The 24,199-nt window shown below is 42.5% G+C and carries 21 protein-coding genes and 1 tRNA gene; 13 read left to right on the top strand and 9 right to left on the bottom strand.

The window, feature by feature from the left end:
- Positions 1 to 85 precede the first annotated feature (85 nt).
- On the bottom strand, positions 86 to 1,837 hold the full coding sequence (locus tag J3L18_RS27735; protein WP_311084693.1) for a S41 family peptidase: 1,752 nt from the start codon (positions 1,835 to 1,837) through the stop codon (positions 86 to 88).
- A 63-nt stretch (positions 1,838 to 1,900) separates the two neighbouring features.
- Entirely contained in the window at positions 1,901 to 2,116 is a 216-nt protein-coding gene (locus tag J3L18_RS27730; RefSeq protein WP_090532134.1) for a hypothetical protein, read from the bottom strand.
- 192 nt (positions 2,117 to 2,308) lie between these two features.
- On the opposite strand from J3L18_RS27730, the gene J3L18_RS27725 reads away from it, so the two are divergent.
- The gene (locus tag J3L18_RS27725; protein WP_091167635.1) at positions 2,309 to 2,881 is read left to right on the top strand and encodes a porin family protein; all 573 of its coding nucleotides are present in this window, start codon (positions 2,309 to 2,311) and stop codon (positions 2,879 to 2,881) included.
- Between the two features lie 130 nt (positions 2,882 to 3,011).
- On the opposite strand, the gene J3L18_RS27720 is transcribed toward J3L18_RS27725, so the two are convergent.
- On the bottom strand, positions 3,012 to 6,434 hold the full coding sequence (locus J3L18_RS27720) for a ThuA domain-containing protein (RefSeq protein WP_129567920.1): 3,423 nt from the start codon (positions 6,432 to 6,434) through the stop codon (positions 3,012 to 3,014).
- Between the two features lie 584 nt (positions 6,435 to 7,018).
- Positions 7,019 to 7,130: transfer RNA gene (locus tag J3L18_RS27715), tRNA-Asp, on the bottom strand.
- A 151-nt stretch (positions 7,131 to 7,281) separates the two neighbouring features.
- Here J3L18_RS27715 and J3L18_RS27710 point away from each other — a divergent pair.
- Complete coding sequence (locus J3L18_RS27710) at positions 7,282 to 7,758, top strand: Lrp/AsnC ligand binding domain-containing protein (RefSeq protein ID WP_090532141.1); 477 nt, start codon at positions 7,282 to 7,284, stop codon at positions 7,756 to 7,758.
- Between the two features lie 132 nt (positions 7,759 to 7,890).
- Here the strand turns inward: J3L18_RS27710 and J3L18_RS27705 are convergent, their stop codons facing one another.
- Positions 7,891 to 9,336 carry a glycoside hydrolase gene (locus J3L18_RS27705; RefSeq protein ID WP_189549046.1) on the bottom strand — a complete coding sequence of 482 codons (1,446 nt, stop codon included), beginning with the start codon at positions 9,334 to 9,336 and terminating at the stop codon, positions 7,891 to 7,893.
- Between the two features lie 411 nt (positions 9,337 to 9,747).
- Between J3L18_RS27705 and J3L18_RS27700 the strand changes: the two genes are divergently transcribed.
- The 9 genes from J3L18_RS27700 (at position 9,748) to J3L18_RS27660 (ending at position 17,036) form a co-directional block, all read left to right on the top strand.
- Positions 9,748 to 10,686, top strand: a complete 939-nt coding sequence (locus J3L18_RS27700; RefSeq protein ID WP_091167267.1) for an FAD:protein FMN transferase — start codon at positions 9,748 to 9,750, stop codon at positions 10,684 to 10,686.
- Between the two features lie 186 nt (positions 10,687 to 10,872).
- Positions 10,873 to 11,214, top strand: a complete 342-nt coding sequence (locus J3L18_RS27695; RefSeq protein ID WP_091167264.1) for a hypothetical protein — start codon at positions 10,873 to 10,875, stop codon at positions 11,212 to 11,214.
- A complete protein-coding gene (locus tag J3L18_RS27690) occupies positions 11,204 to 12,112 on the top strand; it encodes a hypothetical protein (protein ID WP_129567918.1) in 909 nt (302 codons plus the stop codon). The genes J3L18_RS27695 and J3L18_RS27690 overlap by 11 nt, the downstream gene beginning before the upstream one ends.
- Before the next feature lie 9 nt (positions 12,113 to 12,121).
- A complete protein-coding gene (locus tag J3L18_RS27685) occupies positions 12,122 to 12,805 on the top strand; it encodes a response regulator transcription factor (protein ID WP_112656124.1) in 684 nt (227 codons plus the stop codon).
- 4 nt (positions 12,806 to 12,809) lie between these two features.
- Positions 12,810 to 14,144 (top strand): sensor histidine kinase, encoded by a 1,335-nt coding sequence (locus tag J3L18_RS27680; protein WP_129567917.1) that lies wholly within the window; start codon positions 12,810 to 12,812, stop codon positions 14,142 to 14,144.
- A gap of 256 nt (positions 14,145 to 14,400) precedes the next feature.
- Positions 14,401 to 15,081 carry a YiaD family glycine zipper/OmpA-like lipoprotein gene (locus tag J3L18_RS27675; RefSeq protein WP_112656120.1) on the top strand — a complete coding sequence of 227 codons (681 nt, stop codon included), beginning with the start codon at positions 14,401 to 14,403 and terminating at the stop codon, positions 15,079 to 15,081.
- 170 nt (positions 15,082 to 15,251) lie between these two features.
- Positions 15,252 to 15,641, top strand: a complete 390-nt coding sequence (locus J3L18_RS27670; RefSeq protein WP_091167255.1) for an HYC_CC_PP family protein — start codon at positions 15,252 to 15,254, stop codon at positions 15,639 to 15,641.
- A 69-nt stretch (positions 15,642 to 15,710) separates the two neighbouring features.
- Positions 15,711 to 16,211 carry a heavy-metal-associated domain-containing protein gene (locus J3L18_RS27665; RefSeq protein WP_112656116.1) on the top strand — a complete coding sequence of 167 codons (501 nt, stop codon included), beginning with the start codon at positions 15,711 to 15,713 and terminating at the stop codon, positions 16,209 to 16,211.
- Positions 16,212 to 16,235: 24 nt separating this feature from the next.
- Positions 16,236 to 17,036: a hypothetical protein gene (locus J3L18_RS27660; protein ID WP_129567916.1), complete on the top strand. Its 801-nt coding sequence runs from the start codon at positions 16,236 to 16,238 to the stop codon at positions 17,034 to 17,036.
- Between the two features lie 309 nt (positions 17,037 to 17,345).
- Here J3L18_RS27660 and J3L18_RS27655 read toward each other — a convergent pair whose 3' ends face one another.
- Positions 17,346 to 18,263, bottom strand: coding sequence for a DUF8428 domain-containing protein (locus tag J3L18_RS27655; RefSeq protein WP_129567915.1), 918 nt, complete (start codon positions 18,261 to 18,263; stop codon positions 17,346 to 17,348).
- A 337-nt stretch (positions 18,264 to 18,600) separates the two neighbouring features.
- Here J3L18_RS27655 and J3L18_RS27650 point away from each other — a divergent pair, with 337 nt between their 5' ends.
- Positions 18,601 to 20,163, top strand: a complete 1,563-nt coding sequence (locus J3L18_RS27650) for a glycoside hydrolase family 10-like protein (RefSeq protein ID WP_112656110.1) — start codon at positions 18,601 to 18,603, stop codon at positions 20,161 to 20,163.
- Between the two features lie 157 nt (positions 20,164 to 20,320).
- Here the strand turns inward: J3L18_RS27650 and J3L18_RS27645 are convergent, their stop codons facing one another.
- The 3 genes from J3L18_RS27645 to J3L18_RS27635 all read right to left on the bottom strand — a co-directional run bounded on the left by J3L18_RS27645 (position 20,321) and on the right by J3L18_RS27635 (position 23,154).
- A complete protein-coding gene (locus J3L18_RS27645; RefSeq protein ID WP_129567914.1) occupies positions 20,321 to 21,109 on the bottom strand; it encodes a DUF1835 domain-containing protein in 789 nt (262 codons plus the stop codon).
- 110 nt (positions 21,110 to 21,219) lie between these two features.
- Positions 21,220 to 21,726, bottom strand: a complete 507-nt coding sequence (locus J3L18_RS27640) for a Cif family virulence factor (RefSeq protein ID WP_112656106.1) — start codon at positions 21,724 to 21,726, stop codon at positions 21,220 to 21,222.
- Between the two features lie 123 nt (positions 21,727 to 21,849).
- Positions 21,850 to 23,154, bottom strand: coding sequence for an amidohydrolase (locus tag J3L18_RS27635; RefSeq protein WP_129567913.1), 1,305 nt, complete (start codon positions 23,152 to 23,154; stop codon positions 21,850 to 21,852).
- 456 nt (positions 23,155 to 23,610) lie between these two features.
- Between J3L18_RS27635 and J3L18_RS27630 the strand changes: the two genes are divergently transcribed.
- Positions 23,611 to 24,018, top strand: coding sequence for a DoxX family protein (locus J3L18_RS27630; protein ID WP_129567912.1), 408 nt, complete (start codon positions 23,611 to 23,613; stop codon positions 24,016 to 24,018).
- Positions 24,019 to 24,199: the final 181 nt, after the last annotated feature.

Here is a 24,199-nt window from a genome sequence, read left to right as displayed (position 1 = left end):
TAAAAGTTTAACTCCCTTACCTATTGCAACGGGTAACTAATTGGATACAATGTATATTTTGAATTGAAACAGACTGGTGTTCAGCTTATTCGTCGTCGCTATCTTTATCGGCTGCTTTTTTAGCGGCCATGGCCAATACAGGCTTTCCGATAACTTTATAGGAGCCTTCGCCTTTTAGTATTGATACCAGCTGGGCCTTGTCCTGCATCGTTTTTACGCTCTGCGCAAGTTCTTTATCGTATTTAAAGTTGGTTTCGTAACGGCCTTTTTCGTAGTAATAGCGTGACACTATTTCGTTTTCAAGTACTTGCTTGATTTCGTCTTTGTGTTGAATGAGGTCGTTCTTTTTGCTGGCGATAAGTTTCGTTTTCAACCCTTCATACTCGGCCTGGATATCGTTGAACTGTTTATCCTTAGTGGCTTCAACTTTTAAAGTGGTTAATAATTTTTCGGATGCGGTGGTGTAGCCATAGTTTTTATCGGCCAGGTATTTTATAAAGTCATTGTATTCACCGTCAGATAGCGTAAACGAACGGGCATCGGCAATTTTAGCGTGCTTATCGTGGTAAACTGTGGCATAATCAAATATCAGCAGTTTGCCCACCAATGCCTGGGTAACATTGGCAAATTTTTCCTGTTTAATAAACAGGTCTGGGTAAATGCCGCTGCCGTCATAAACAGAACGGCCGTTCTTTGTTTTAAATTCATGGATCAGCGAATCGGCCACTTTTACCACACTGCCATCATCCTTACGGTGGGTATAATCCAGCTCCTGAATACAACGGCCCGAAGGCACGTAGTATTTGGCAATGGTAATTTTTACCAGGCTATTGTATGGTAAATTGAAAGTTTGCTGTACCAGGCCTTTGCCATAACTGCGCTGCCCGATGATCACCGCGCGGTCGAGGTCCTGCAGGGCGCCGGCAACAATTTCACTCGCCGATGCCGAATGGCTGTTAACCAATACAACTAACGGCAAATCGGGTTCGAGCGGTGCGCTGATGGTGCTGTAAGTAAAGTTCTTTTCCTTTATCTTCCCTTTTTGAGATACAATTTCCACATCTTTCTGCACAAAAAGGTTCACTATTTTTACAGCTTCCTGTAATATACCGCCGCCGTTTGAGCGAAGATCAAGAATGATACCGTTGGGGTTTTTCTTTTTTAGCTCCACGAGGGCATTGGTAACTTCGGCAGCCGAATTTTCAAGAAACTTATCCAGTTTAATGTACCCCATGTTGCCATCAACCATGCCAAAGTACGATACATTGGGCTGTTTGATCTCGTCACGAACCAGGTTCTTTTCAAATGGCTGAGGTGTATTATCCCGTTTGATGAACAGTTTTATGGCCGCACCCTTTGAGCCTTTCAGCAGTTGGCTCACCTGGTCATTATTTTTGCCGTTAAGGTCAACATCGTTTATCTTCAGGAGCTGATCGCCGGGGTGTACATCTCCTTTTTGGGCCGGGAAGCCCGCAAACACTTCCGATACAAATACTTTACCGTTACGCAGAAAAATACTGGCGCCAATGCCGCCATACTGGGTACTTACGTAATGCAGCTTATAATCTTCAATTTCCGATTCGGGCACAAACTCGGTATAAGGGTCAAGGCCATCGAGCATGGCATCAACACCGGTTTTTACCAGCTTAGCCGAATTAATATCATCAACATAATTGATATTAACCTCTTTATAAACAGAGGCAAAAACATCAAGGTTCTTAGAGATCTGGAACAGGTCGTCATTAAAACCCACTATACCCGCGGCCAGCAAGGCAATACCTGCAAATAAGCCTGCTCTTTTGTATTCTTTTTTGAACACTAAACCCTGTTTCATCATTTATCCTCGAAAAAAATAAAAATACAAAAAAGCTATCCAGTTTGTATAACCGCAGTGTCTATTTTACAGTCGGTTGGTATCAATATTCACCAGGGCCTTTTTTAGGGTAAAAACCACATATTTACGATCGCGGTTTACCAGGTCCATCAGTTTGGTAATCAAGCTTTCTTCCTGTCCTTCGCTGTATTTTAACTGCTCGTCTGTAAGGTGGTTGTATTTACGTTGAATCTTAATTTTTACGCGTTCCCAATCCTTGTTGGTAATACTGATTTCAGCCATGTTCAATTTATTTTCAGCAAAAATATAAAAAATACCAAGTTGCTACTGCTAATTATTTGGCTCGTGTATTGATAATACGTAATACGGCTCAAATATGGGCCGGGTTATAACCAAAGTAAATTAATAGCGTAGGGCCGTATACAATTTAAAGGATAACGTGCGTTTATGGCTTTACATTTAACATCTAAAATCATGAAAAAGTATCTATTAAGTGCAGTATTGCTGATAGCTGTAAGCATCAGTGCAAAAGCACAATTTTCTTTAGGCGTAAAAGGGGGTGTCAATTTTTCAAAAATTGGCTCCGATAATTTTAACGACAAAAACCTGACTGGCTACCAGGCTGGTTTATTTGCCCGCGTAGGCAACGGCGTTTACTTACAGCCAGAGCTTTACCTGAGCGGCACCGGTGGTAAATTTGAATCAAATGATAATAATACCGCATTTAGTGGCAAGGTAAGGTTCACCAACCTGAATGTGCCATTATTGGTAGGTAAGTCATTCGGCCAAAAAGATCTGAACTTCCGCATTATGGCAGGGCCTATTTATACTTACACGCTTGATCAAAGCACCAGCGTAAGTAATAACGTAGGTAATGCATTCAATGATTTTAACAAAAGCAATATTGGTTTCCAGGCTGGGGCCGGTGTTGATATAGGTTCAATCACTGCCGATTTGCGTTACGAAGGCGGCTTAACCAAAGTGAGCGACAGTTTTGCTAAACGCCAAAACCTTTGGGCACTGAGTGTGGGCTTTAAGATTTTTTAAAGATTATAGAGAGTTCGTGGGGGACACGAACTTTGGGAATGTAAAACGGCCCGGCAGGTTAACCTGCCGGGCCGTTTGTTTTTATCCCCCCCGCGTAATTGCTATGACGGGTGGTTTAGGGCTCTTGCCCCTAATTCGCACTAAACACAACTGATGTTACCCCTGCTGTCATAGCGGCTTTACTTGCCGGTTTGTATATGAAGAACAGCTTATGCATTTTACCGTCAATTACCGGCGTAAGTACCAGGTGAACAGCGCCGCCTTTAGCATCCTTAGCAGGCACAGGCATACTTCCTTTACCTGCAAGGGTTCCTGTTTCCGAATCGATCCTTAATTCAAAATTAAGCGGAGCAGTAGGTGGTGCTTGCCAGAAATTGGTTAGGTTAATGGAGCGTACGCCTGTTAAATCGATATTCTCCAATGCAAACCAACCGTCGGTAGCCGGATAGATCATCAGGTTAATGCCATTGTATTTAAAGGCGGTAAACCCGTTGAATTTTTCGGTGCCTTTAAACTGGTAAGTACTGCTGTTTAACGATACAATGCTGCTACCTGTTAATTTCTTAATATCGTTACCGCCGTCATCAGTGTATTTGGCCGATAACACTAAGGCTGCCGACTGCTGTTTTTCAGGCGGAGCAGGCATAATAGTGCCAGATGCAGCTAAAGAAGGTTTTTGATTGCTGTTATCGAGCGAAAGTACCCAGTTAATGATCTGATCAAGGTCGCCCTGCTTAATGTTTGGATGGGCCGACATAGCTGTTTCACCCCAAACACCGGCACCACCTTTAATTACCTTTTGGGTGAGTTTGGCCATGGCATTAGGATCTTTTTTGTATCTGGCCGCAACCTGAACAAATGACGGGCCTATTGATTTACCGTCTTCCTTATGGCAGCTTTTGCAATCCATAGTTAACATGAGTGTTTTACCGCGGTTTTCGGGTTCGCCTTGCTCGTGCTGAGCCGCTGATTGCGCCTTGTCGAAACCCTCAATATAATCAAGCCCAACATAAATACGTTTTGGATCTATCGCTTTGGTGGCAGGTCCATCGGTTACGTTAACCGCATATTTGAACGGCACGCCAGGCAGGTAGAACGATTTATTACCACCACTGATATTGATGCTAACAGTTGGTTGCTCGTTACCTGCGTAAACACTAACCGGCGCGCTTTTGCTTGCTGCACCTTTATCGTCTTTTGCTTCAACAGTAATTTTGTAATCGCCAACTGTTGTGTAAGTATAGCTAAGCGATGGGGTGGTTGTTTCTTTAGTTACACCATTACCCAGGTTCCAGGTGTAAGAAATATTATCTTTTTCCGGATCAGCGGCTTTGGCAGTCAACTTAACAGTAAAAGGCAGTACGCCAGATGTTTTATCAGCTTTGAAAGATGAAATTTCGGGAGGACGGTTGCCTGAAATATAGTCAATACGGAACAGGCCAGCATCCGGGTTATGTGAAAACCAACCGCTGCCGTACTCCAAACCATAAAGCCTGCCATCTGGGCCAACTTCCATATCAATCATGGAGTTTACCTTCAATTTAGGGAAGAAAGGTTCCATCTTATCAAAATCACCTTCAGGAGTTAGCGTGATGGCCTTTATCCAACCGCGCATCCAATCGTATGCTAAAAACTTGCCGTTGTAATAATCAGGCAAGCGGGTTTCTTCCGGGAACATATCTGTATAATAAACCGGACCAGCCATAGCGTTACGACCGCCGGTACCAACCTGCGGAAAATCTGCCGATGGGCCATAAGGATACCAGATAAATGCAGGTTGCGCCGGCGGCAGATCGGTTAAACCTGTGTTATTACGCGAGTTATTAACCGGGTGCTTAGGATCAAACGCCGGGCCCGATTTGCCTGTGGCATAATCATAAAGGTGGTACGGTTTGTTATCGCCTACAAAATATGGCCAGCCAAAGTTACCCGCTTTTTTAGCCTGGTTAACCTCGTCGTATCCCATAGGGCCACGGTTGTCAAGGCTGTCATTGTGCGCATCTGGACCCACTTCGCCCCAGTACAGGTAGCCGTTTTTCTGATCTACCGAAATCCGGTATGGGTTCCTGTCGCCCATTACATAAATCTCCGGGCGGGTTTTTGGCGTACCTTTCGGGAACAGGTTGCCTTCGGGGATTTCATATGTGCCGTCATCTTTAAGGTTGATACGCATAATTTTACCGCGAAGGTCATTGGTATTACCAGCCGAGCGGCGGGCATCAAACTGCAGGTGACCCGGCCTGTCATCAAGCGGTGCATAACCGCTGCTTACGTACTTTTGTCCTTTTTCGTCAAACGGAGTTGAGTTATCTCCGGCCGAGAAGAACAGGGTTTTATCAGGCCCCGGACCGAATGCTATCGAGCCACCTGTGTGGCAGCAGATATCACGCTGGGCTTTCACCTCCAAAATAACCTTCTCCGTTTTTTTATCCAGGGTATCGTTTTTAAACGTAAACCTCGAAAGGCGGTTTACCGAACTATCGGCAGGACTATAATAAATATAAATCCAGTTGTTTTTTTCAAACTCAGGGTCTTTAGCCAGTCCAAGCATCCCTTCTTCGGCATTTACATTGGGCACATGGGCTTTCCAATACACATCAAAAAAACCAACCTGTTTCACCTTCTGGGTATCGTGCTTGTACAGCATGATCTCGCCGCGGCGCTGGATCACCATAATATCCAGGTTCGGCAATATGGTCATCTCGGTTGGCTCAAAAAATTCGCCGGTTGATAATTGTGTCTTTTTAAAGCGATCCTCATCGGGTGGCAGTTGGGTTTTAGCCTTGCTGTAATCCAATTCCTTATTTTCGCCTATGGCATATTTAATACCGGCAAGCAGCATTTTCAGGAAGCCTGTTTCTTTATAACTTTCGTCGGTATGGCCCATGGCTGTATAAAATGCACGGCCGCCGTCAAAATCATGATACCAGGTGGCAGGGTGGTCACCCATACGCTTCCCTCCTTTGTAACTGTTTTCATCAAGGGTAATGAGTACATGTACATCTGTGGCCAATGGCTTGCGGAAACTATAAAACTCATCGGTGCGTTTCCATACTTTAGGCAGATCTTTAGTTGCATCGTTGTTGGCATCAACTATATTATAAGTGCCGGGCTGTACATTCGGGTTTTTATCATGGATACCCGGGTGGTCATAAAACCAGGCGCCAACCAGGCGACCATACCACCCCCAGTCATATTCTGTATCGGCGGCAGCATGAATGCCTACATAACCGCCTCCCGCCTGAATATAACGTTCAAAGGCTGCTTCCTGCCTGTAATCAAGTACATCGGCAGTAGTGCTTAAGAAAATAACAGTTGAATACTTTTTGAGGGTATCCTCGTTAAACATTGCCGAGTTTTTTGTAGTGTCTACCTCAAAGCCATTTTCGGCGCCAAGCTTTTTGATAGCGGCTATACCTGCATCGATGGATGCATGGTGAAAGCCCATTGTTTTTGAAAAGATAAGCACGCGCGGTTTATTGGGGCGTGTTTTGTTACAGGATAAGTAAATGCAGCTGAATGCCACAAGAACCATCAGGACGATTTTTTTCATATCGACTTAATTGCAGATTGGGTTAATTGGTGTTCGGATCGGTTTCAGGACTCAAGGCAGCAATATACCACAATCGATTGCAATAAATTGGTGCCTACCAAATTTATAACTAAATCTTTACGAAACAATATGCAATGTGTAAAAATGACACATTATTTTTTACTGTGATTTTGACGGTTTTTGCTGCGTCCGGTCATATATAGAAAGGTTATTTCCTTTCCTGCTTTTTTCGGCAGGTGCCCGTGAAGCTATCCGGATGATGTTATGCGAATTGGCTTAGGCTGATTACAATATTTTGGAGAGTGCAAAATAAAAAAACTGTAAAAACAGCAAAGCCCCTGATGGGCAGGGGCCTTTACTAACCAATTATAAACCTAAATTATGAGAAGAGCTGTAGGAGAAGGAGTCGAACCTTCACGGAGTGGTTATTTTTATTGCTAAAAGTTTCCCAATTTCTCCGCCACCGCGACAAGGAGGTGTGTCTGCCAAAAATTTCACCATCCTACAGTGTTGTAAGTCTTAAGTAATTAGTCTGAAGTTCTAAGTATTTTGACTTAAGACTTCTGACTTTGTACTTAAACTTGCTGTTGGGGAAGGATTCGAACCTTCACAGAGTGGTTAGCCCGCTTCGGGTTTTCCATGATCTCCGCCACCGGGACAAGGAGGTGTGTCTGCCAAAAATTTCACCACCCAACATTGTTTTTACTTTAAAGAACATTAAGCATTTCCCTTTTGCTTGATACAAATTTAATAGGACTATCTATTTCTTGCAAATATTTCAACAAAAATATTTTATTTTTAATCGAATTTTAATTAAACTTGTATTTCAATATAGATATTCAAATTTATGTCCCACAGAAAAGCTCAAAATTTAGAAATTGATAATCTTGACATCCAGATTTTATCAATATTAATGAAAAATGCTACCACTCCATACACCGAGATAGCTAAAGAGTTGATTGTTTCTGGCGGAACCATACACGTGCGGATGAAAAAGTTAGAGGAGATGGGTGTAATAAAAGGGGCCAGCCTTGAGGTAGATCCGCAAAAGTTAGGATATGACATCACTGCATTCCTGGGTATTTACCTCGAAAAAGGATCACAGTATAATGAAGCTGTAAAGCAATTAAAAACAATTAAAGAAATTGTCGAGTTGCATTACACTACCGGCGAATGGAGCATTTTTGCTAAAATTGTATGTCATGATACCACTCACCTGCGTGAAGTTTTGAACGAGCAGATCCAGGGTGTAAGAGGCATTCAACGTACCGAAACCTTTATTTCACTTGAAGAAAGTATCAGGAGGCAAATAACGCTGGAATAAATTTTTACTCAAATTATTGAAACGCCTACAGCCTGGTTTTTACCGGGCTATAGGCGTTTGTTTTATGAAAACCTCAAATTGATTACCCAAAAACGGACTATTGAGCGTTAAAAGGGAAAATTCATGCGCCGATTACCATGTCACCCTTACTGTAGTGAAAGATTTTCCGGCATAATCAACATCATAATAATTTTGATTCACATTATCCTGGCTCCAAATCAACGCGTTATTTTCCGTTGCGCTGGTCCTGTAAATCCTTATTGTACTTATATTGCCGCCAAAGTACAGCCTAACCCTGTTTTGGGGATCAGTATTCCAGTTAACTACATTAATATCGGCCTTGTTTGAGGTTGTAAAAGCGCTTACGTTATCCGCTCCAAAGTTCGTTATGCCGGTTAAGGTTGTCGGAATATAGTTTTCGTTAAGCAGGTTAGCCGTATATTGTTGAAAAACGTAGTAATTTTTCTTTCGTACCGCCGACGCTCCCCAGGGAGTATACAGCAGCCCGCCAAAATTAGTTTCAGGATTACCCCATTCAAAATACAGCCAGCCTTTGGCTCCGCCCCTAAAGGCATCATGAAATTTATTAACAAGGTCAAGGGCAGCCGTTAATTCATCCGGTGTAGTTCCCATACCAAAGCCAGCGTGCCACTCCGTCATATACAGGCCCTTTGCACCCGCTGATGAAGAGGCTGATGAAAAGTTAGCAGCCGAACTATTTAAATATTGATGAGTGGTGAAAAGACTTACGTTCCCCGAGGCATTAAGCCCCGAAACATATGATCCGGTATGGGTTACATCAATACAATCCGGGGATGCAAAAACAGGTACAGAGATACTCAATGACTGTAATTTAGTTTTAAGCCATCCGGCAGTGCTTGTATATACACTTTGGGCTTGCGCTGTGGTAAACTCCGCCGATTCATATGCTATACCCGAAGACGGGTAATCGGGCTCATTCATTAAGCTCAAATAATTAACTGTTATTCCATTGTCTTTTAGATTTTTAATATGAGCATACAAAAATTCGCCGAATTCGCTATAAGCATTTGTTACACCTGCATTAAGCGTTCCTCCATTATTAACGCTATTGTTAGTTTTCAAATATTTAGGCGGAGATAATGCAATAGCCCAAACTTTAATAGCCGGATTTATAAGTTGCGCTTTTTTTAACGCTGTTATCTGGTCAACCAGGTTAGAATTGCCGATAAAATTAAATTTAGAAAAATCGGTGTTATTCGGGTCTGTATTATCATTCACATCCTCCACTCCATCAGCTCTAAGTACAATTTTAAAAACATTTACATTAAGGTCATGCCAAAGCCAGTTGCTTGCATCAGTAAAATTAGTTATCCCGTTTACCAGGTGCCCACTATAAAAATAGCAGCCCGCCCCTATAAGGTCAATCTTCTGGAGGGGGCTTCCTATTCCTACAGTTATGCTTCCCCCGCTTTGAACGGAATTTATAACTGGCTGATTCACGCGTTGCTGTGCAGGAGGCACAGCATTTTTACGACAGGACAAAACAGCGCAAGCCAGTGTCACAGCTATTGCTGAAAAGATTTGATTCTTTCTCATAAACTTTTCTTTGATTGATAATTGGTCCGTAATTTTCGATAATAAAACAAGCTGATAAATGGACATAATCAGGTTTTATATGGACTATATTACTTTCAGGATATTCAACACCATATCCTGCTGAAAATTTATAAAAGCAGAGGAAAAAAGATATTTTATTTCGATGTTGCTTCAACACTGCCCTCTTAAGTTAGCGCTTCTGCCCGCTTTAACTCTTTTTATCATTTAAGTGTTAAAAAATGTCAAAATCAGTTAATTATATTAATTAAAAAGCCTTTTTCATCTCAATTTCATAAAGCGCCGCTACTTTAGTTTTTGTAAAGGAGTGATGTAGCGTAATTGATCAAACTCGCGTAAGGTAATTTACGGTGCATTGTGTGTTCATTTTTAGATACTTAAAAGATTATTATTATGCTGGCTATAAAAACTTTAACCGATAATTTAACAGTCTACAAACGCAACATACGTTTAATGGGCGATAAATTTGAGATTAGTGTAGTGGGCAATAACCCCCTGCTGGCCGATGAGCAAATTGACATTGCCATTGATGAAATTAACAGGGTTGAAAAACTGCTTTCGGCTTTTAGCGATGACAGCAGCATCAACCACATAAACCGTAATGCCGGTATTGCCCCGGTTAAAGCCGATGGTGAAACATTCAGGCTCATTAACAGGGCACTGCAAATATCAGAACTTACTTACGGCGCTTTTGATATTACCTACCTGGCTGATAACGCATTTAACGAAACCACAGCCGAAAACGCTTCGGTAAAAACCGCCAAACGTACGCTTCCACTGGCCAGCTACAAAAACATAGTGCTTGATGCTGTAAAACAAACTGTTTTTCTGAAAGAAAAAGGGATGCGCATAGGTTTTGGCGCAAACGGCAAAGGTTACGCTGCCGATCGGGCTAAATATGTATTGCAAATGAACGGTGTGAGCAGCGGCGTGATCAATTTTGGCGGTGACCTGCTTGCATGGGGCTTACAACCAAACCTGCAGCCCTGGACTGTTGCCGATGCCGACATTAGCCAGCTAAACCAACCCTTTGCTGATTTGGAGATCAGTAATCTTGCTTTTGCAACATCGGTTAATGCCGAAAAATATGCAAGTATCAGCAATAAAAAATTCACCAACGTATTTAACCCTAAAAAAGGTTTTCCGGTTAGCGGTATTACAAGCGTAAGCATCCTTAGCCCTACCGCCGAATTTGCCGACGCTTTGGCCACACCAATACTCACCATAGGTGTTAACGCCGGCTTATACATGATCAATCAGCTTAACCAGGTGGCCTGCGTTATTATTGATGATCAAAACCGGGTTTATCCGTCAAAAGATATTGCTCTCTGACTTTCAAACATTAAAGTACACTCATAAACCTTTCGTCATAATTGTGATCTGGTATAATTCATTTGCATCGGCATTTTTACAAGTGCTCCTGCAAATGAATTGTTATTTGTTGTACCTTTCTCATTTTGGTGTAAACATTTAAATTGTCCTTTATTTGAGCCTTATTTTTACCTTTTCTTCCCCTCAATGATAAAGTGGTTTGCGTATATTGTCCTGTTATTGATATTTGCAACACGTATATCATTTGCCAATGCCCTTACAAAAAACATTGATGCACTTGCTCATGCCGGTAACAAAAAACCGGGTGCGTTGTCGTATACTTTATTAGCGGCTGATACTACTACCAAAACCAAAAAGCAACTGGAGGATGAAAAGAAAAAAATTAAAGAAATAGCCAAAGCAAAGCGGCAGGCTAAGCCGGCTACCGTTGACGAAGATGCCGTACCGCCTAAGCCCAAACCAAAAAGGCAGCGCCGCCCCGAAGGCATGGAGCGCCCGCCCGAAATACCGAGGAGAAATGGCAGTTAAACCGGTTAAACAATTTACCATATTGATGAAATACCTTTGCTTACTTTTTTTTATGGCTGCAAGCGGTACCGTATTTGGTGCGGATACTGATTTGCGCATTTTTGCCGGTAAGCACCCCTTAGTAGCCGATTCTGATACCATTATTCGTAAGCGGTCAATTTCGGCCGGGGTAAGTTATGGCAGCGACGTGCTGTTTTTTGGTCGTACCGGACCGGTAAAATATCCTTTTGTTACTGCCGATCTGATTTATAATACCAAGTCGGGTATCTTTTTATATGGGTCGGCTTTCAAGGTTTTGGGTTATGCCCCTGTTGATGAGGTTGATTTGGGCGGGGGATATTTTTACAAGTTTTCAAAAGCATTTTCCGGCTCAGCAAGTTATACGCGGTTCTTTTTTGCCAGGGATGCAGCGCAGGTTATCAAGTCGGCCTCCTCAAATGATATCAATTTTAAAAATTCATACGATTGGCATTACCTGAAAACAAGTGCAGTGCTCGATTATCTTTTCGGCAAATCGAACGACATTTTTTTAACGATAAGCAATTCAAAATACTGGGAAAGCAGCTGGAGCATTTTTGACGACCAGGATTTTCTTTCCTTTAACCCTTCCTTTAATTTCATCCTGGGCACGCAGAATTTTGTTCAGCGGTATTCGCTTGATCATCATTTCAGGGATGAGGCCGCCAATATTTCTATACAATATGACCCGCGTTATGCGAGCCGTAACCGCCGGTTCAACATGCTTAATTACAGCTTCAAAATCCCGGTGGCTTATAACCGGCCGCATTATACGTTTGAATTTTCGTACAAATATTCTATCCCGGTTAACGTAGAAGGAGTATTGCTTAACCGGCGCGAGTCATTTTATAATTTAACTTTTTACTACGTTTTTTATTAATCATAATACATGAATGTTTTAATAATAGAAGACGAAACAGCACTTGCCCACGAACTTGAAATTTTTCTTTCAAACTATAACTATATCTGCGAGGTTTGTTTTGACGGCACTTCGGCATCCGAAAAAATTGCCACAAACCTGTATGATTTTATATTGATAGACCTGGGCCTGCCCGATTATGACGGCCTTGATCTGCTCAGGGAATCAAAAAAAACTAATTCGGAGGCGGCATGTATTATACTCACCGCCCGCGCAGAGATCAACGACCGGATCAAAGGCCTCGACCTTGGCGCCGACGATTATCTGCCTAAGCCTTTTTCGTTGCTTGAGCTGCAAAGCCGTATGCAGGCAATCATCAGGCGTAAGTTTGGTGTTAAAAATAACATTGTTGAACTGGGTGGTTTCCTGATCGACCTTACCGCACGTACTATATCCTATTATAACAGCGTTGTTAATACCATTACCAAAAAAGAATTTGACCTCATAGCCTATTTAATTTTACATAAAAACCGTACGCTTACCCGCATGCAGCTGAGCGAGCATATTTGGGGCAGCGTGGTGAATAATGACTATGACAGCAATTATATTGACGCGCATATTAAAAATATCCGTAAAAAATTAAATGCCTATGCCCCGCCCGACTGGCTGGAAACGGTACGTGGTTTGGGTTATAAAATAAAGATCAACGTCTGAGTATTTGAAATTAGGAACAAAACTTACCCTTTTTAACGCCATCTCCAAGCTGGTAATCGTGATACTGTTTGTATTGCTTGTTCCTGTATTGATCAAAAATATCAGCCGTAATTATGTCGACAGCAAGCTTATCAAACAAAAAAACAAGCTGCTGCAAATTGTAAAAAGCAAGGGCATTGAAACCTACATCGAAAACGGCGAAGGCTACGGCAGCTACCTCCCGCTTAAGGAAGAATATATCAGCCTGGACGAAGTTGATCCCGATTATTTCCTGGATACTATAAAAAGAGGCAAGCGCCTTTTTAGTGAAGGGGATACTTTAGAGTATCGCATACTAAGCCACACCTTTAAGGTCAAGAACAAAAATTATCTGTTGGAAATTGGCAAAAGTGTAGATACTTTGGATGAAACCAGCGTCCCGCTACAAAACATAGCTTTCCAGGTATTGCTGGGAATGATCTTGTTGACCGTATTAGCCGACCAGGTATATTCAACCTATGTACTTAAGCCTTTACGGCTTATTATTAAAACCAAGCTTGTAGGGCAAAAATTCCCTAATTTTCATACCTACCGGCAGGTACGTACTACCACATCAGATTTTCAGCACCTGGATATCAGTATCCATAACATGATTGAAACCATTGCGGATAAATTTCATAAAGAGCGGGAGTTTATTTCCAACGCATCGCATGAGCTTATGACACCTATCTCTATTCTTCAGTCAAAAATCGAGAATATGTTTGAGGAGGAGGATATCAACGATGAGCTTAAAGGCAGGTTATTGGAAATGCAAAAGATCCTGAACCGGTTGAAGAGCATTACGAAAACGCTGCTGCTCATTTCGCAGATAGAGAACGAACAGTTTTTAAAAGAAGACAAGATATCGGTATCCGAACTATTACAGGAGGTTTATGACGAGATCTCCATTCGTCTACAGGATAAAAATATCAGCTACGAGATGTTGATGCCAGACAACTGGCATTTTGTCAACGTCAATAAATTTTTACTCTTTAACCTGTTTTTTAATCTTATTAACAATGCCATTAAATACAATCATGAGGGCGGCAGCATTAAGGTAACAGGTATTGCTGTAAATGATAAATTTATGATCAGTATAGCTGATACTGGCGTCGGTATAGATGAAGCCGCCATCCCACTGATCTTTAACCGCTTTAAAAAATTCAGACAGTCATTACAACAAGACAGCTTTGGATTGGGCCTGCCTATTGTAAAATCAATAGCGGCCTTTCATGATATTGAAATCAATGTAATTTCTGAAAAAGATAAAGGGAGCACCTTCAAACTTATTTTCCCGGCCACGTTGATAGTAATTTCCTAAACTTCAAAAAAGCATGCCAAATTGTACTGTAGCAAAAATTTTACTACTGCTTTGTACTAAAAATCGGGCAGTGTTGTAAAAATCAATAATCCTGCATTCTTTACTCCACTGAAATTAACTTTACTTATCATTAAAAAAATGTTGCTATGATTGATGGAGGGTGTTCTTTTAAAGGAAGCAGTCTATAATACTGCCATCAGGTTTTTTTGGCATCTGCTTTGTAAAAAGTACGGTATAACATAATTATACAAGTACGATGAGAACGCTTAAATTAAAAGTAGCCACCCTTGGTATAGCATTAGCTACAGCAGGCATATTAGGCTCAGGATGTAATTCACTTACAAAAACACAAAAAGGTGCTGCTATTGGCGCGGGTGCCGGTGGTACAGTAGGTGCTTTTATTGGTAAAGCTGCCGGTAATACCGCATTAGGTGCTATTATAGGTGGTGCTGTAGGTGGTACCGCAGGTGCTTTTATCGGCCGTAATATGGACAGACAAGCTGCCGAAATTAAACAAACAGTGCCGGGCGCCACAGTAACCCGCGAAGGTGAAGGCATTTTGGTTAAATTTGATTCAGGTATTTTATTTGACACCAATAAATCAGATTTGAAACCTGCTGCGGAAACTAACCTGCAAAACCTGGCTGCCTCATTACAGAAAAACCCTGAAACTAACATTACCATCATCGGCCATACCGATAATACCGGATCTGACAGTTATAATCAAACACTTTCAGTAAAAAGGGCGGATGCTGTAAAATCATATTTAGTTGCGGGTAACGTAGCCTCATCACGTATGACAGTGACCGGCAAGGGCGAAAGTGAACCAATTGCCGATAATACCACTGCCGATGGCCGCGCACAAAACCGCAGGGTTGAGATCACCATTGTGGCAAACGAAAAAATGAAGGAGCAGGCAAAACAGGCTGCCCAGTAATACAGCGTAATAATAAGATCAGTTAATAGTTTAAAGAGAAAGTCCCCGGCGCAAAGCCGGGGCTTTTTGGTATATGCCAAAATCACTATTTGCACATTTGTTAAACAATGTATTATCCCAACTGATAAAAACATTTTGTAATCAACAAGTTAATCACCTACTTTTGCAGTATGGTAAAAAGATCAGGAGCGATATTACTCACTATGCTGTACACAGTTACGGTATTGGGCTTTGCTCTTAATTTCCATATTTGCGGCGACTATGTAGCATCTGTAAAAATTGATGCCCCGGCGGTTAACTGCAAAATGGACCAAAAAGGCGGCAAAATGAAATGCTGCAAGGATAAACAGGTTGAAGTAAAAGTAAAAGACGCTCACCAGGGCGAATCAACTTCCTTTTTAGCAAAGATGTTTGGCTTTGAACTGCCAAGCTGGTCGTTCGATAGCTTATTTCCGGCCTTACCATCTTCCTCTTCCGACAAATTTTATGACCGCAGCCCTCCCGATCCATCGGTTCAGGGCATCGCCACATTTATCCGCAACTGTATCTTCCGCATTTGATCTGTTAATTGTTAAACCCGGTAAACCTTATCAATAGTTTATTCTCTAACAATTAATTATACGATCAACATGAAAACTTTAAAAATATTCATCATCATATTTGCGCTTTCTGTAACAGCAGCTAAAGCCCAATTTACCAAAGCCGAACTCCAGGTTAGCGGCCTTACCTGCGCACTATGCGCCAAATCAACCGAAAAAGCATTACGCACACTGCCGTTTATTGGCGAAATCAAAACTGATCTGATCCGTAACACTTACCTCATTACCTTTAAAAATGACGTTCCGGTAAATTTTGAGCAGATCAGCAAAAAGGTTCAGGGTTCTGGATTTTCGGTTAACAGTTTAAAAGCCACTTATAATTTTGCCAATACCAAAGTTGCCGAGAATGCATTTAACTACGGGGGCGATACTTACCGCCTGCTTAACGCTGCCGATAAATCATTCACCGGCGATGTGAGCTTTACCGTGGTTGACAATGGTTTCGCACCCAAATCGGTATCAAAAAAATACCTTGGCCAGGTTACGGATACCGCCCCTGCAAGCGGCCGCGTTTATCATTTAGCTATCTAAGTTCTTCATTTAACATCATTTTTTATGAAGAGGATATTATTGGCTGTTTGCCTTATGGCAATGGCACGCCCTGTATCGGCGCAGGAACTGTATGTAAATACAGAACCTGCCAGCAATATGGCAACCGGCTCATTGGGCATTCGCGTGGAAAACCAGGGATATTTTAAGCCATCGTACAAAAACCGCAGTACTATTGAAGCCATGTATGGCGTTAGCCGGCATTTGATGGTGCATGGCTCGGTTTACATGTCTGATTATTATAATTCAAGCCAGCACTTTGAAGGTGGCAGCGTGTACGCTAAGTATCGGTTCCTATCTATCGATACCGTTCAAAAGCATTTCAGGGGCGCATTTTTTGCCAAGCTATCAAGTATTAACAATCCTATAGTGAACCGGGAGATCACTTTAGAAGGTGATAACAGCGGTGCACAGGGCGGTGTAGTTTTCACCCAGTTGCTGCATAAGCTGGCGCTTTCAGGTTCGGCAAGCTATTTGCGGGCTTTTAATAACAGCGGGAACTATGAAATTTCAACCAATAGAGTACGTAATGCCGCGGCTTATACCTTATCTGGCGGCTATTTGCTTTTACCACGTAATTATCGCGACTACAAGCAGGTCAATTTAAACTTGTATTGTGAACTGCTGGGCAAAATCAACCCAGGGCATAGCGAAAGTTATCTGGATGTTGCACCCGCTTTGCAACTGATCTTTAACAGTACCTGCCGGCTTGATTTCTCGTACCGTACGCCTGTCTATAATGATATGCAACGGAATACTAAAAATATGTACCTCATCAGGCTGGAGTACAACTTTTTTAATCTTTAACCCTGCTTTCGTTCACCATCGTGTATGTGATATTGGTTGAGGCTTTTGCCCAACATCATTTATGACAGCACACCAATTGGATTTGAGGTGTATTTAAGGATAAGCCCGGCGCTGATGAAAATTTAATGATGACTAACTTTTCGAATTAAATCAAATTACACGAATTGGAGTAATGCATAATTCCATCTTTATTGTAATAATGTCCTTTTGGAATATCAAACACAAGAAGAGGCCCGGTTTGCTACGCAAACCGGGCCTCTTCTTGTAATTCGTGAAATCCGACCTAAATCGAAAAATTAGTGCCGATAATTATTTAAGCGTTACACCTGTTTTACCCATAGTACCACCATCAGCATAAAGCATAATGGTATAAGTGCCTTTCTGGAATGGCAGGGTTGGGTTTATCCAGTCGATGGTGTATTGTGTGCCATCATCCTTAAAATCAATGGATGTTTTGTAGGTGTATTGCAGGTCCTGGCCATCGGCGCTGAAAGTTCCTGAATCAGGTGCCGTGATCAGGTTTCCGGTTGGGTCAATCACGCGTACATAAATATCATGCATAGTTTTTGTAGCCAAAGTATTGCTGGCCACAGTGAAGTTGATCTTCAGTTTTTTGGCTGGGTTTGCACGGGTTACGTCAACCTCTTTTCCACTGCCTTTTATTTTATAGGCAACCACATCCGAAGTTGCAAGCTTGAGCGCCTGGGCTACTTTCACCTTAGCACCAAGATCCTCATTTTGTTTGGATAGCGTATCCACCTTTTTGGCAACCGTTGCCAAATTGGTTTTTAAAGTATCCCTTTCGGTGGTGAGCGATGTGTTCTGTTTTTTGAGCTCATCAATGTCGGCAGTATACTTGGTTACAAAATAACGGAGTTGTTTTACATCCTCCTGTACTTTGGCAAGTTCCTGTGCGGTAAGTTTACCTTTGGCCAGTTTAGCCCTCAAGACTTTAATGGTAGATTTTAACGAATCGTTTTTGGCGGTTAGTGCCGCTGTCATTTTGGCTTTGCCTGCAGTGACCTGTTCAACCTGCGATTCAAGACTGTCGAGCTCGGTTTGCAGCCTTGTTTGCTCATCATGCTGATAAACTATTTTTTTATCGGAGTTGTTTTTTTGCAGGTACAGATACACATCGGTACCCAATAAAGCAAGTACTACTACAATAAGAAAATAAATGACGTTTGAGTTTTTCTTAGGTTGTTGTTGCCCAGATTGGTTTTCCATAGCAATTAAATGTTAAGTTTTAGCATAGTTAAGCAAGTGGTATAACAAAAGCTTAGCTATAGTGTTTAGTTTTTAACGAAATATCAACTATTAATTGATGTAAAGCGCTTTCCTGCAAGTATATACAGATGCATTTATCCTTAATGGTTAACATATTGAACGTTAAAACACTAAAAATATGATTTTTTAAAAAATTATTACATCAATTGTTTTAGGCGTTGAGCTAAAATAACTACAAAATGTTTAAAACACAATAAGGCTTCAATTTTTATACTTCATAATAAACCTGCTACGTTATGAGTTTATATCTTTGCAACTTTCAATTTAATTCTATTTGATGCATATATACCAACGGTTCATACTCCTGATTATAATCCTGTTTACAAGTTTAACAGTCAATGCGCAACCTGCCGATCTTGTACCGGCACCGGTTGATGTAAAAATGCAGCCCAAACGCGAATTCAGGGGGGTATGGATAGCCACCGTGGTTAACATCGACTGGCCAACCAACTCCAAATCGCCTTCAGAAAAGCAGAAACAAGAGCTTATCGATATACTAAACTCGCACCAGGAAACCGGGATCAATGCGGTTATGCTTCAGGTGCGGCCCGCTGCCGATGCATTTTATGCCAAAAGCCGTGAGCCTTGGTCGAAATATTTAACCGGTAAACAGGGCCAGGCCCCAAGCCCCAACTATGACCCGCTTGAATTTGCCATCACCGAAGCACATAAACGCGGCATGGAACTGCACGCCTGGTTTAACCCTTACCGCGCTACTTTTGACGGCAACTTTGCAGCGCTTAGTCCGCAGCATATTACCAAAATAAAGCCTGAGTGGTTCTTTACCTACGGCGGTATTAAAACTTTTAACCCCGGCCTGCCCGAAGTGCGCGATTATATTGTACAGGTAATACTGGATGTTGTAGATAATTACGACATAGACGGCGTACACATGGACGATTATTTTTATCCCTATCCAATTGCAGGTCAAAAAATAAACGACGAGGAAACATTTAGAAAGTACGGCGAAGGTTACGATAATATTAAAGACTGGCGCCGCCACAATGTAGACCTGCTGATACATATGATTGCCGACAGCGTTCATGCGCATGATCCTAACATCAAATTTGGCGTAAGTCCTTTTGGCATCTGGGCTAATAAAGCGCAAAATGAGGAAGGTTCCGAAACCAATGGCGGTTCCTCATATTATGAAAACTATGCCGATACCCGCAAGTGGGTAAAAGAAGGCTGGATAGATTATATCAATCCGCAGCTTTACTGGCAGATAGGCAACCGTGCTGCCGATTTTCAAAAGCTGCTCGACTGGTGGGGCGACAATACTTATGGCAGGCATTTATATGTAGGCCAGGCGGCTTACCGCATCAACGAGCGCAAAGTTCAGGCTTTCAGAAACCCGGCTCAGCTACCTCAGCAAATAGAACTTATTCGCAACAACCCAAGGGTTCAGGGCAGTGTTTACTTTAGTTCCAATTCGCTCACCAGCAACCCGCTTGGCTTTACCGACTCACTCCGCGACAATTATTACCAATACCCTGCACTGCCGCCGGTAATGCTATGGCGCGATTCGATACCGCCTAACGCCCCTCAACAGGTTACGGCCAAAGCCGTAGGTAGAAGTGTAGCAGTAAGGTGGCTTACTCCAACTTTAGCTAAAGACGAAGAGCCGGTTTACGGCTATGTGATCTACCGCTTTAACGATGGTGAAAAGATAGACATCGACAATCCTAAAAACATTCTCAAAATCAAATATGATCCGACGCTTGGGTATGATGATAATACTGTTATTAAGGGTAAAACTTATCTTTATGTAGTCACAGCATTAGATAGGATGAAGAATGAGAGTGAAAGGTCGCCAACGATAGCCGTCACAGTTCCGTAATACTTTAATATCCCGTTGTCATTTCAAAACGAGGACCGGGTGAGAAATCTTATGCACTATATCAAGCGGCTATCCAAGGCGTTTAAGCCGGGCATATAAGATTTCTCTTTCGCCCCAATGTTCAGCCCCTCTCTGCTCAGTCAGGAAATGACACAATTTATAACTCTATCAACTCTTTTTCCTTCAGTTTATTGAGATAGATATCGATCTCGCTATCGCCCATGCCAAAAATACTTTCATTTTTCCAAAAGGCGTGGTAAATGGCCGTCTTGGTTTTAGCGCCGTTATTATAAATATCCAGTAGTTTTTGTTCGATATAGCTCAACCCATCCGCATTGGTTTGCATCCGTTTCAGGTGTGCCTGTAGTGCAGGCTTAAGCAGCGGAATGCCGCCCCAAAAGGTATTTTCATTAAGCCATTTTTCTAACCCGGCGAGGTCATTATTAACATATAGCCTCCAGGCATCGGCGGCCAGGCCAAGCTCCCATTCGTTCAGGCGTTCGCGGGCATCATACAATTCTTCAAATTGTTCACCGGTTAATTCACCCAGGCCTTTCTTATTATCAAACTGAACACAATCTGCCAAGCAAATGAGGTAAATGGCCGGGGCCGACATATCGGTTTTCAGCGAAAGCATTTCCAATACGCCCAGCAGGTTTACCTGGCAATGCAAATCAAATTCAAACCACAGGTTAATCTCGGTATACCGGCTGTTTAGTTTGCCCAGTTCGTCTATTACTTTATGCTGATATTCATCTGCCGGGGCATCGAATGTTCTCCCAATCCAATCGCGGCGCTCACTCCAGAAACTTCCTGAAAGGATATTTTCCTGTAAAGGGCCTTCAGAAAACACTTCGCGCCAAACCATAACATCCCCGTCGAGCCCGGTTTGATCAAAACCATCTAACGCGGCATCGCCATTTAATATATGTAGGATAGCGTTCATACAAGCTAAATTATAAATAAAACCAAGACCTTTTCTAAAGGGAAGTTTGTCAACCTTAATTTTAAATTCAGATTGCAAAAGTAGGCCGGCTTATGATACAGACTGGTGTTTTACATGCCGTTGCGCGGTACCCAGGCCTGGCTTTTAATGAGCCATTTACCGCTCACTATCCTTAATACGAACGAAAAAGCCCCCTGTTCTTCAAAATGTTCGCCATTCACAAGGCCGGTATATTCAACAGGCGCTATGAGGTAAACTATTTCGTCGGTTTGCTGAAAAGTTTTGATGCGCTGCAGATCGACTTTAAAATCCCTGATCTTAAAATCCTTAACCGCTTTTTGTACCGAATTTATCCATTGCACACCGGCCAGTTGCCCGTTCCACGAAAAAGGAGGCTGTTCGTCGGCTACTACGGCATTAGGAGCGTAAAGATCAGATACCGCTTCGATACTGAAAGTGCCGGAAGCTTTTATTACCGTTTCAACAACCTGGCGTACCTCGGGCTTTAATTTAGCTACCGTATCGGCAGGCAGCATCATTTTTGCCGAAGCTGCAATACCAGGCAAACTGCTCATAAACATGCACAGGCATAAAAGGGGTAGTAAATGCTTTTTCATGATCTTAACAATTTCACACTATGCTATTAAAGCCGTTCAATATACGAATAAGCTTGTGTAAAAATACTTTTTGATCGCTATTGTTTCAGCTAAACTAAAAAGAGCTATAGGGTACTGAGTAACTTATTTCTTGTTGTTCATGTAATCAATGGTCATATTACACAAAGCTTTTACACCTAAACTAAAGCCGCTTTCATCAATATAAAAATCGGGCGTATGGTGCGATGGTGCTTTCAGCGGATCGCGCCCCTTTGGCATACCGCCCAAAAATATGAACAAGCCCGGTACCTTTTCCTGGTAAAAGCTAAAATCTTCGGCACCGGTTACCGGCGGGCGTAATAGTACGTTAGCAGCGCCGGCAGTTTGCTGCAGGCTTGGCAGCATTTTTTGAGTGAGCTCAGGATCGTTATAAGTTACGGGATAGTGGTTGCTGTAGGGTATTTTTACCGTAGCTGTTGCTCCCTGCGCTTCGGCTGTTTTGGTGGCAATTTCGGTTACCCTGGTAACCAGCATTTTTTCATCAGCAGGGGTGAAGGAGCGGAGGGTACCCAGCATCTCAACCGATTCGGGAATAATGTTTGACCTGTTGCCTCCCTTTATGGCGCCAATAGTTACCACCGCCGGGTTTTCGGTTACATTGATATTGCGGCTTACTATAGTTTGTAGGTTATTGATGATCTGTGCTGATGTTACAATCGGATCAACGCTCGACCATGGATAAGCTCCGTGGGCCGACCGCCCTTTTACGATGATCTGCATATCATTAACCCCCGCCATGGTACCACCCGGCCGGTAGGTTATTTTGCCAACCTCCGTTTGCGAATTAATGTGCAGCCCAAAAACCACATCCACTTTGGGGTTTTCCAGCACGCCCTCTTTTACCATTTGCTCTGCCCCGCCTTTTTGACCGGGTTCAACACCCTCTTCGGCGGGTTGAAAAATGAATTTTACGGTGCCGTGTAAATCTGCTTTCATTGACGATAGCACCTGCGCAACCGCCATCAGTATGGCCATGTGCGAATCGTGCCCGCAGGCATGCATCACGCCAACCTCCTGTCCGTTATAAGTAGTTTTTACTTTAGATGCAAATGGCACAGGTGTGCGCTCAATAACCGGCAACCCGTCCATATCTGCCCTCAGAGCCACAACCGGGCCCGGATGCCCGCCTCTCAATACCCCAACCACACCAGTGGTCGCTATGCCGGTTGTTACCTCGATACCTAACGATTGTAGATGTTTGGCGATAATGGCCGACGTGCGTACCTCATGGTTGCCCAGTTCGGGATGTTCATGAAAATCCCGGCGCCAGGTTATTACCTGTTCCTGCAGGGCATCGGCTTTAGCATTTACCTGCTGGCGCAACGCATTTTTTTGTGCCAATGCCTGCAATGAAAAAATACATAAGGATAAAATAAGGCTTACTTTCATACGGGTTGTTTGGAGATAGTAATATAAGCACAATAGTTTGAATATGGTAGATTGGGGAGTACTGCCTATGAGCCCCAATAAAAAAGGTAAGCAAGCGTGGTTCTTTTCTTGAGATGACAGAGCCGTTAACTTAGGGCTGCAGGGGGGTAACAGGGTTAACACAATTTCGATTATACGAACACAAATTATTGAAGATCAATTATTTAACAAACACATAGGGTTACCTAAATCGTCGACAAACTGGAGCCGGGAGGCCATCAACTTAAATAAGAAAAAGCGCATAATCTCGTGGTCTCGCATAGAAGTCGGCGGGGGGGCTATGTTTAGCAGCGGTGTGAACATTGACGCTTCATCGTTATTCCAGCGCTCGCGCTCAAAGGAGGAATTAGTCTCTTATTTTAACACCTTCCAACATTTTTATTACCTTAAGTCCTCACATCAACAAAATATCTTTAAATGGCACTTTTAGGCAATTTAAGCAATTACAAAAACCTCGGGTTATTGATCATCCGGATCGGTCTTGGTATTATGTTCATTTATCATGGCTATCCCAAACTAATGGGAGGCACCGAAAGCTGGAAACACCTTGGCGACTCGATGAAATATGTCGGCATCCATTTTTGGCCGATGATTTGGGGATTACTTGCTGCAGTTACAGAATGTTTTGGCGGTTTCCTCCTTATCATCGGGCTAGCTTTCAGGCCGGTTTGTATCCTGCTGTTTATTAACCTTGTGGTAGCCGCGTTAATGCACCTGGGCACCGGAGGCGGGCTGGGCGATGCAGCACATGCCATTGAAGACGCTGTTATGTTTGCCGGTTTAATATTTATTGGGCCAGGGAAATATAGCGTGGATAAAAAATAATTATATTAATTTAATATTAAAATACCCGAATCCCTATCAACATTTGACATCACTTTCGCCTCAAAAAGCAAACAAATTTGGATGCATAGTTTTTGCAACCTCATATTGAAAGCAAAAGTAAAAGCCGATATCTATTAAAGCAAAACAGGTCACCGATTGGCGACCTGTTTATTAATCTTAT

This window comes from Mucilaginibacter gossypii (assembly GCF_017569325.2).
GTDB lineage: Bacteria > Bacteroidota > Bacteroidia > Sphingobacteriales > Sphingobacteriaceae > Mucilaginibacter > Mucilaginibacter gossypii.
This window is presented reverse-complemented; position numbering and strand designations above follow the sequence as displayed.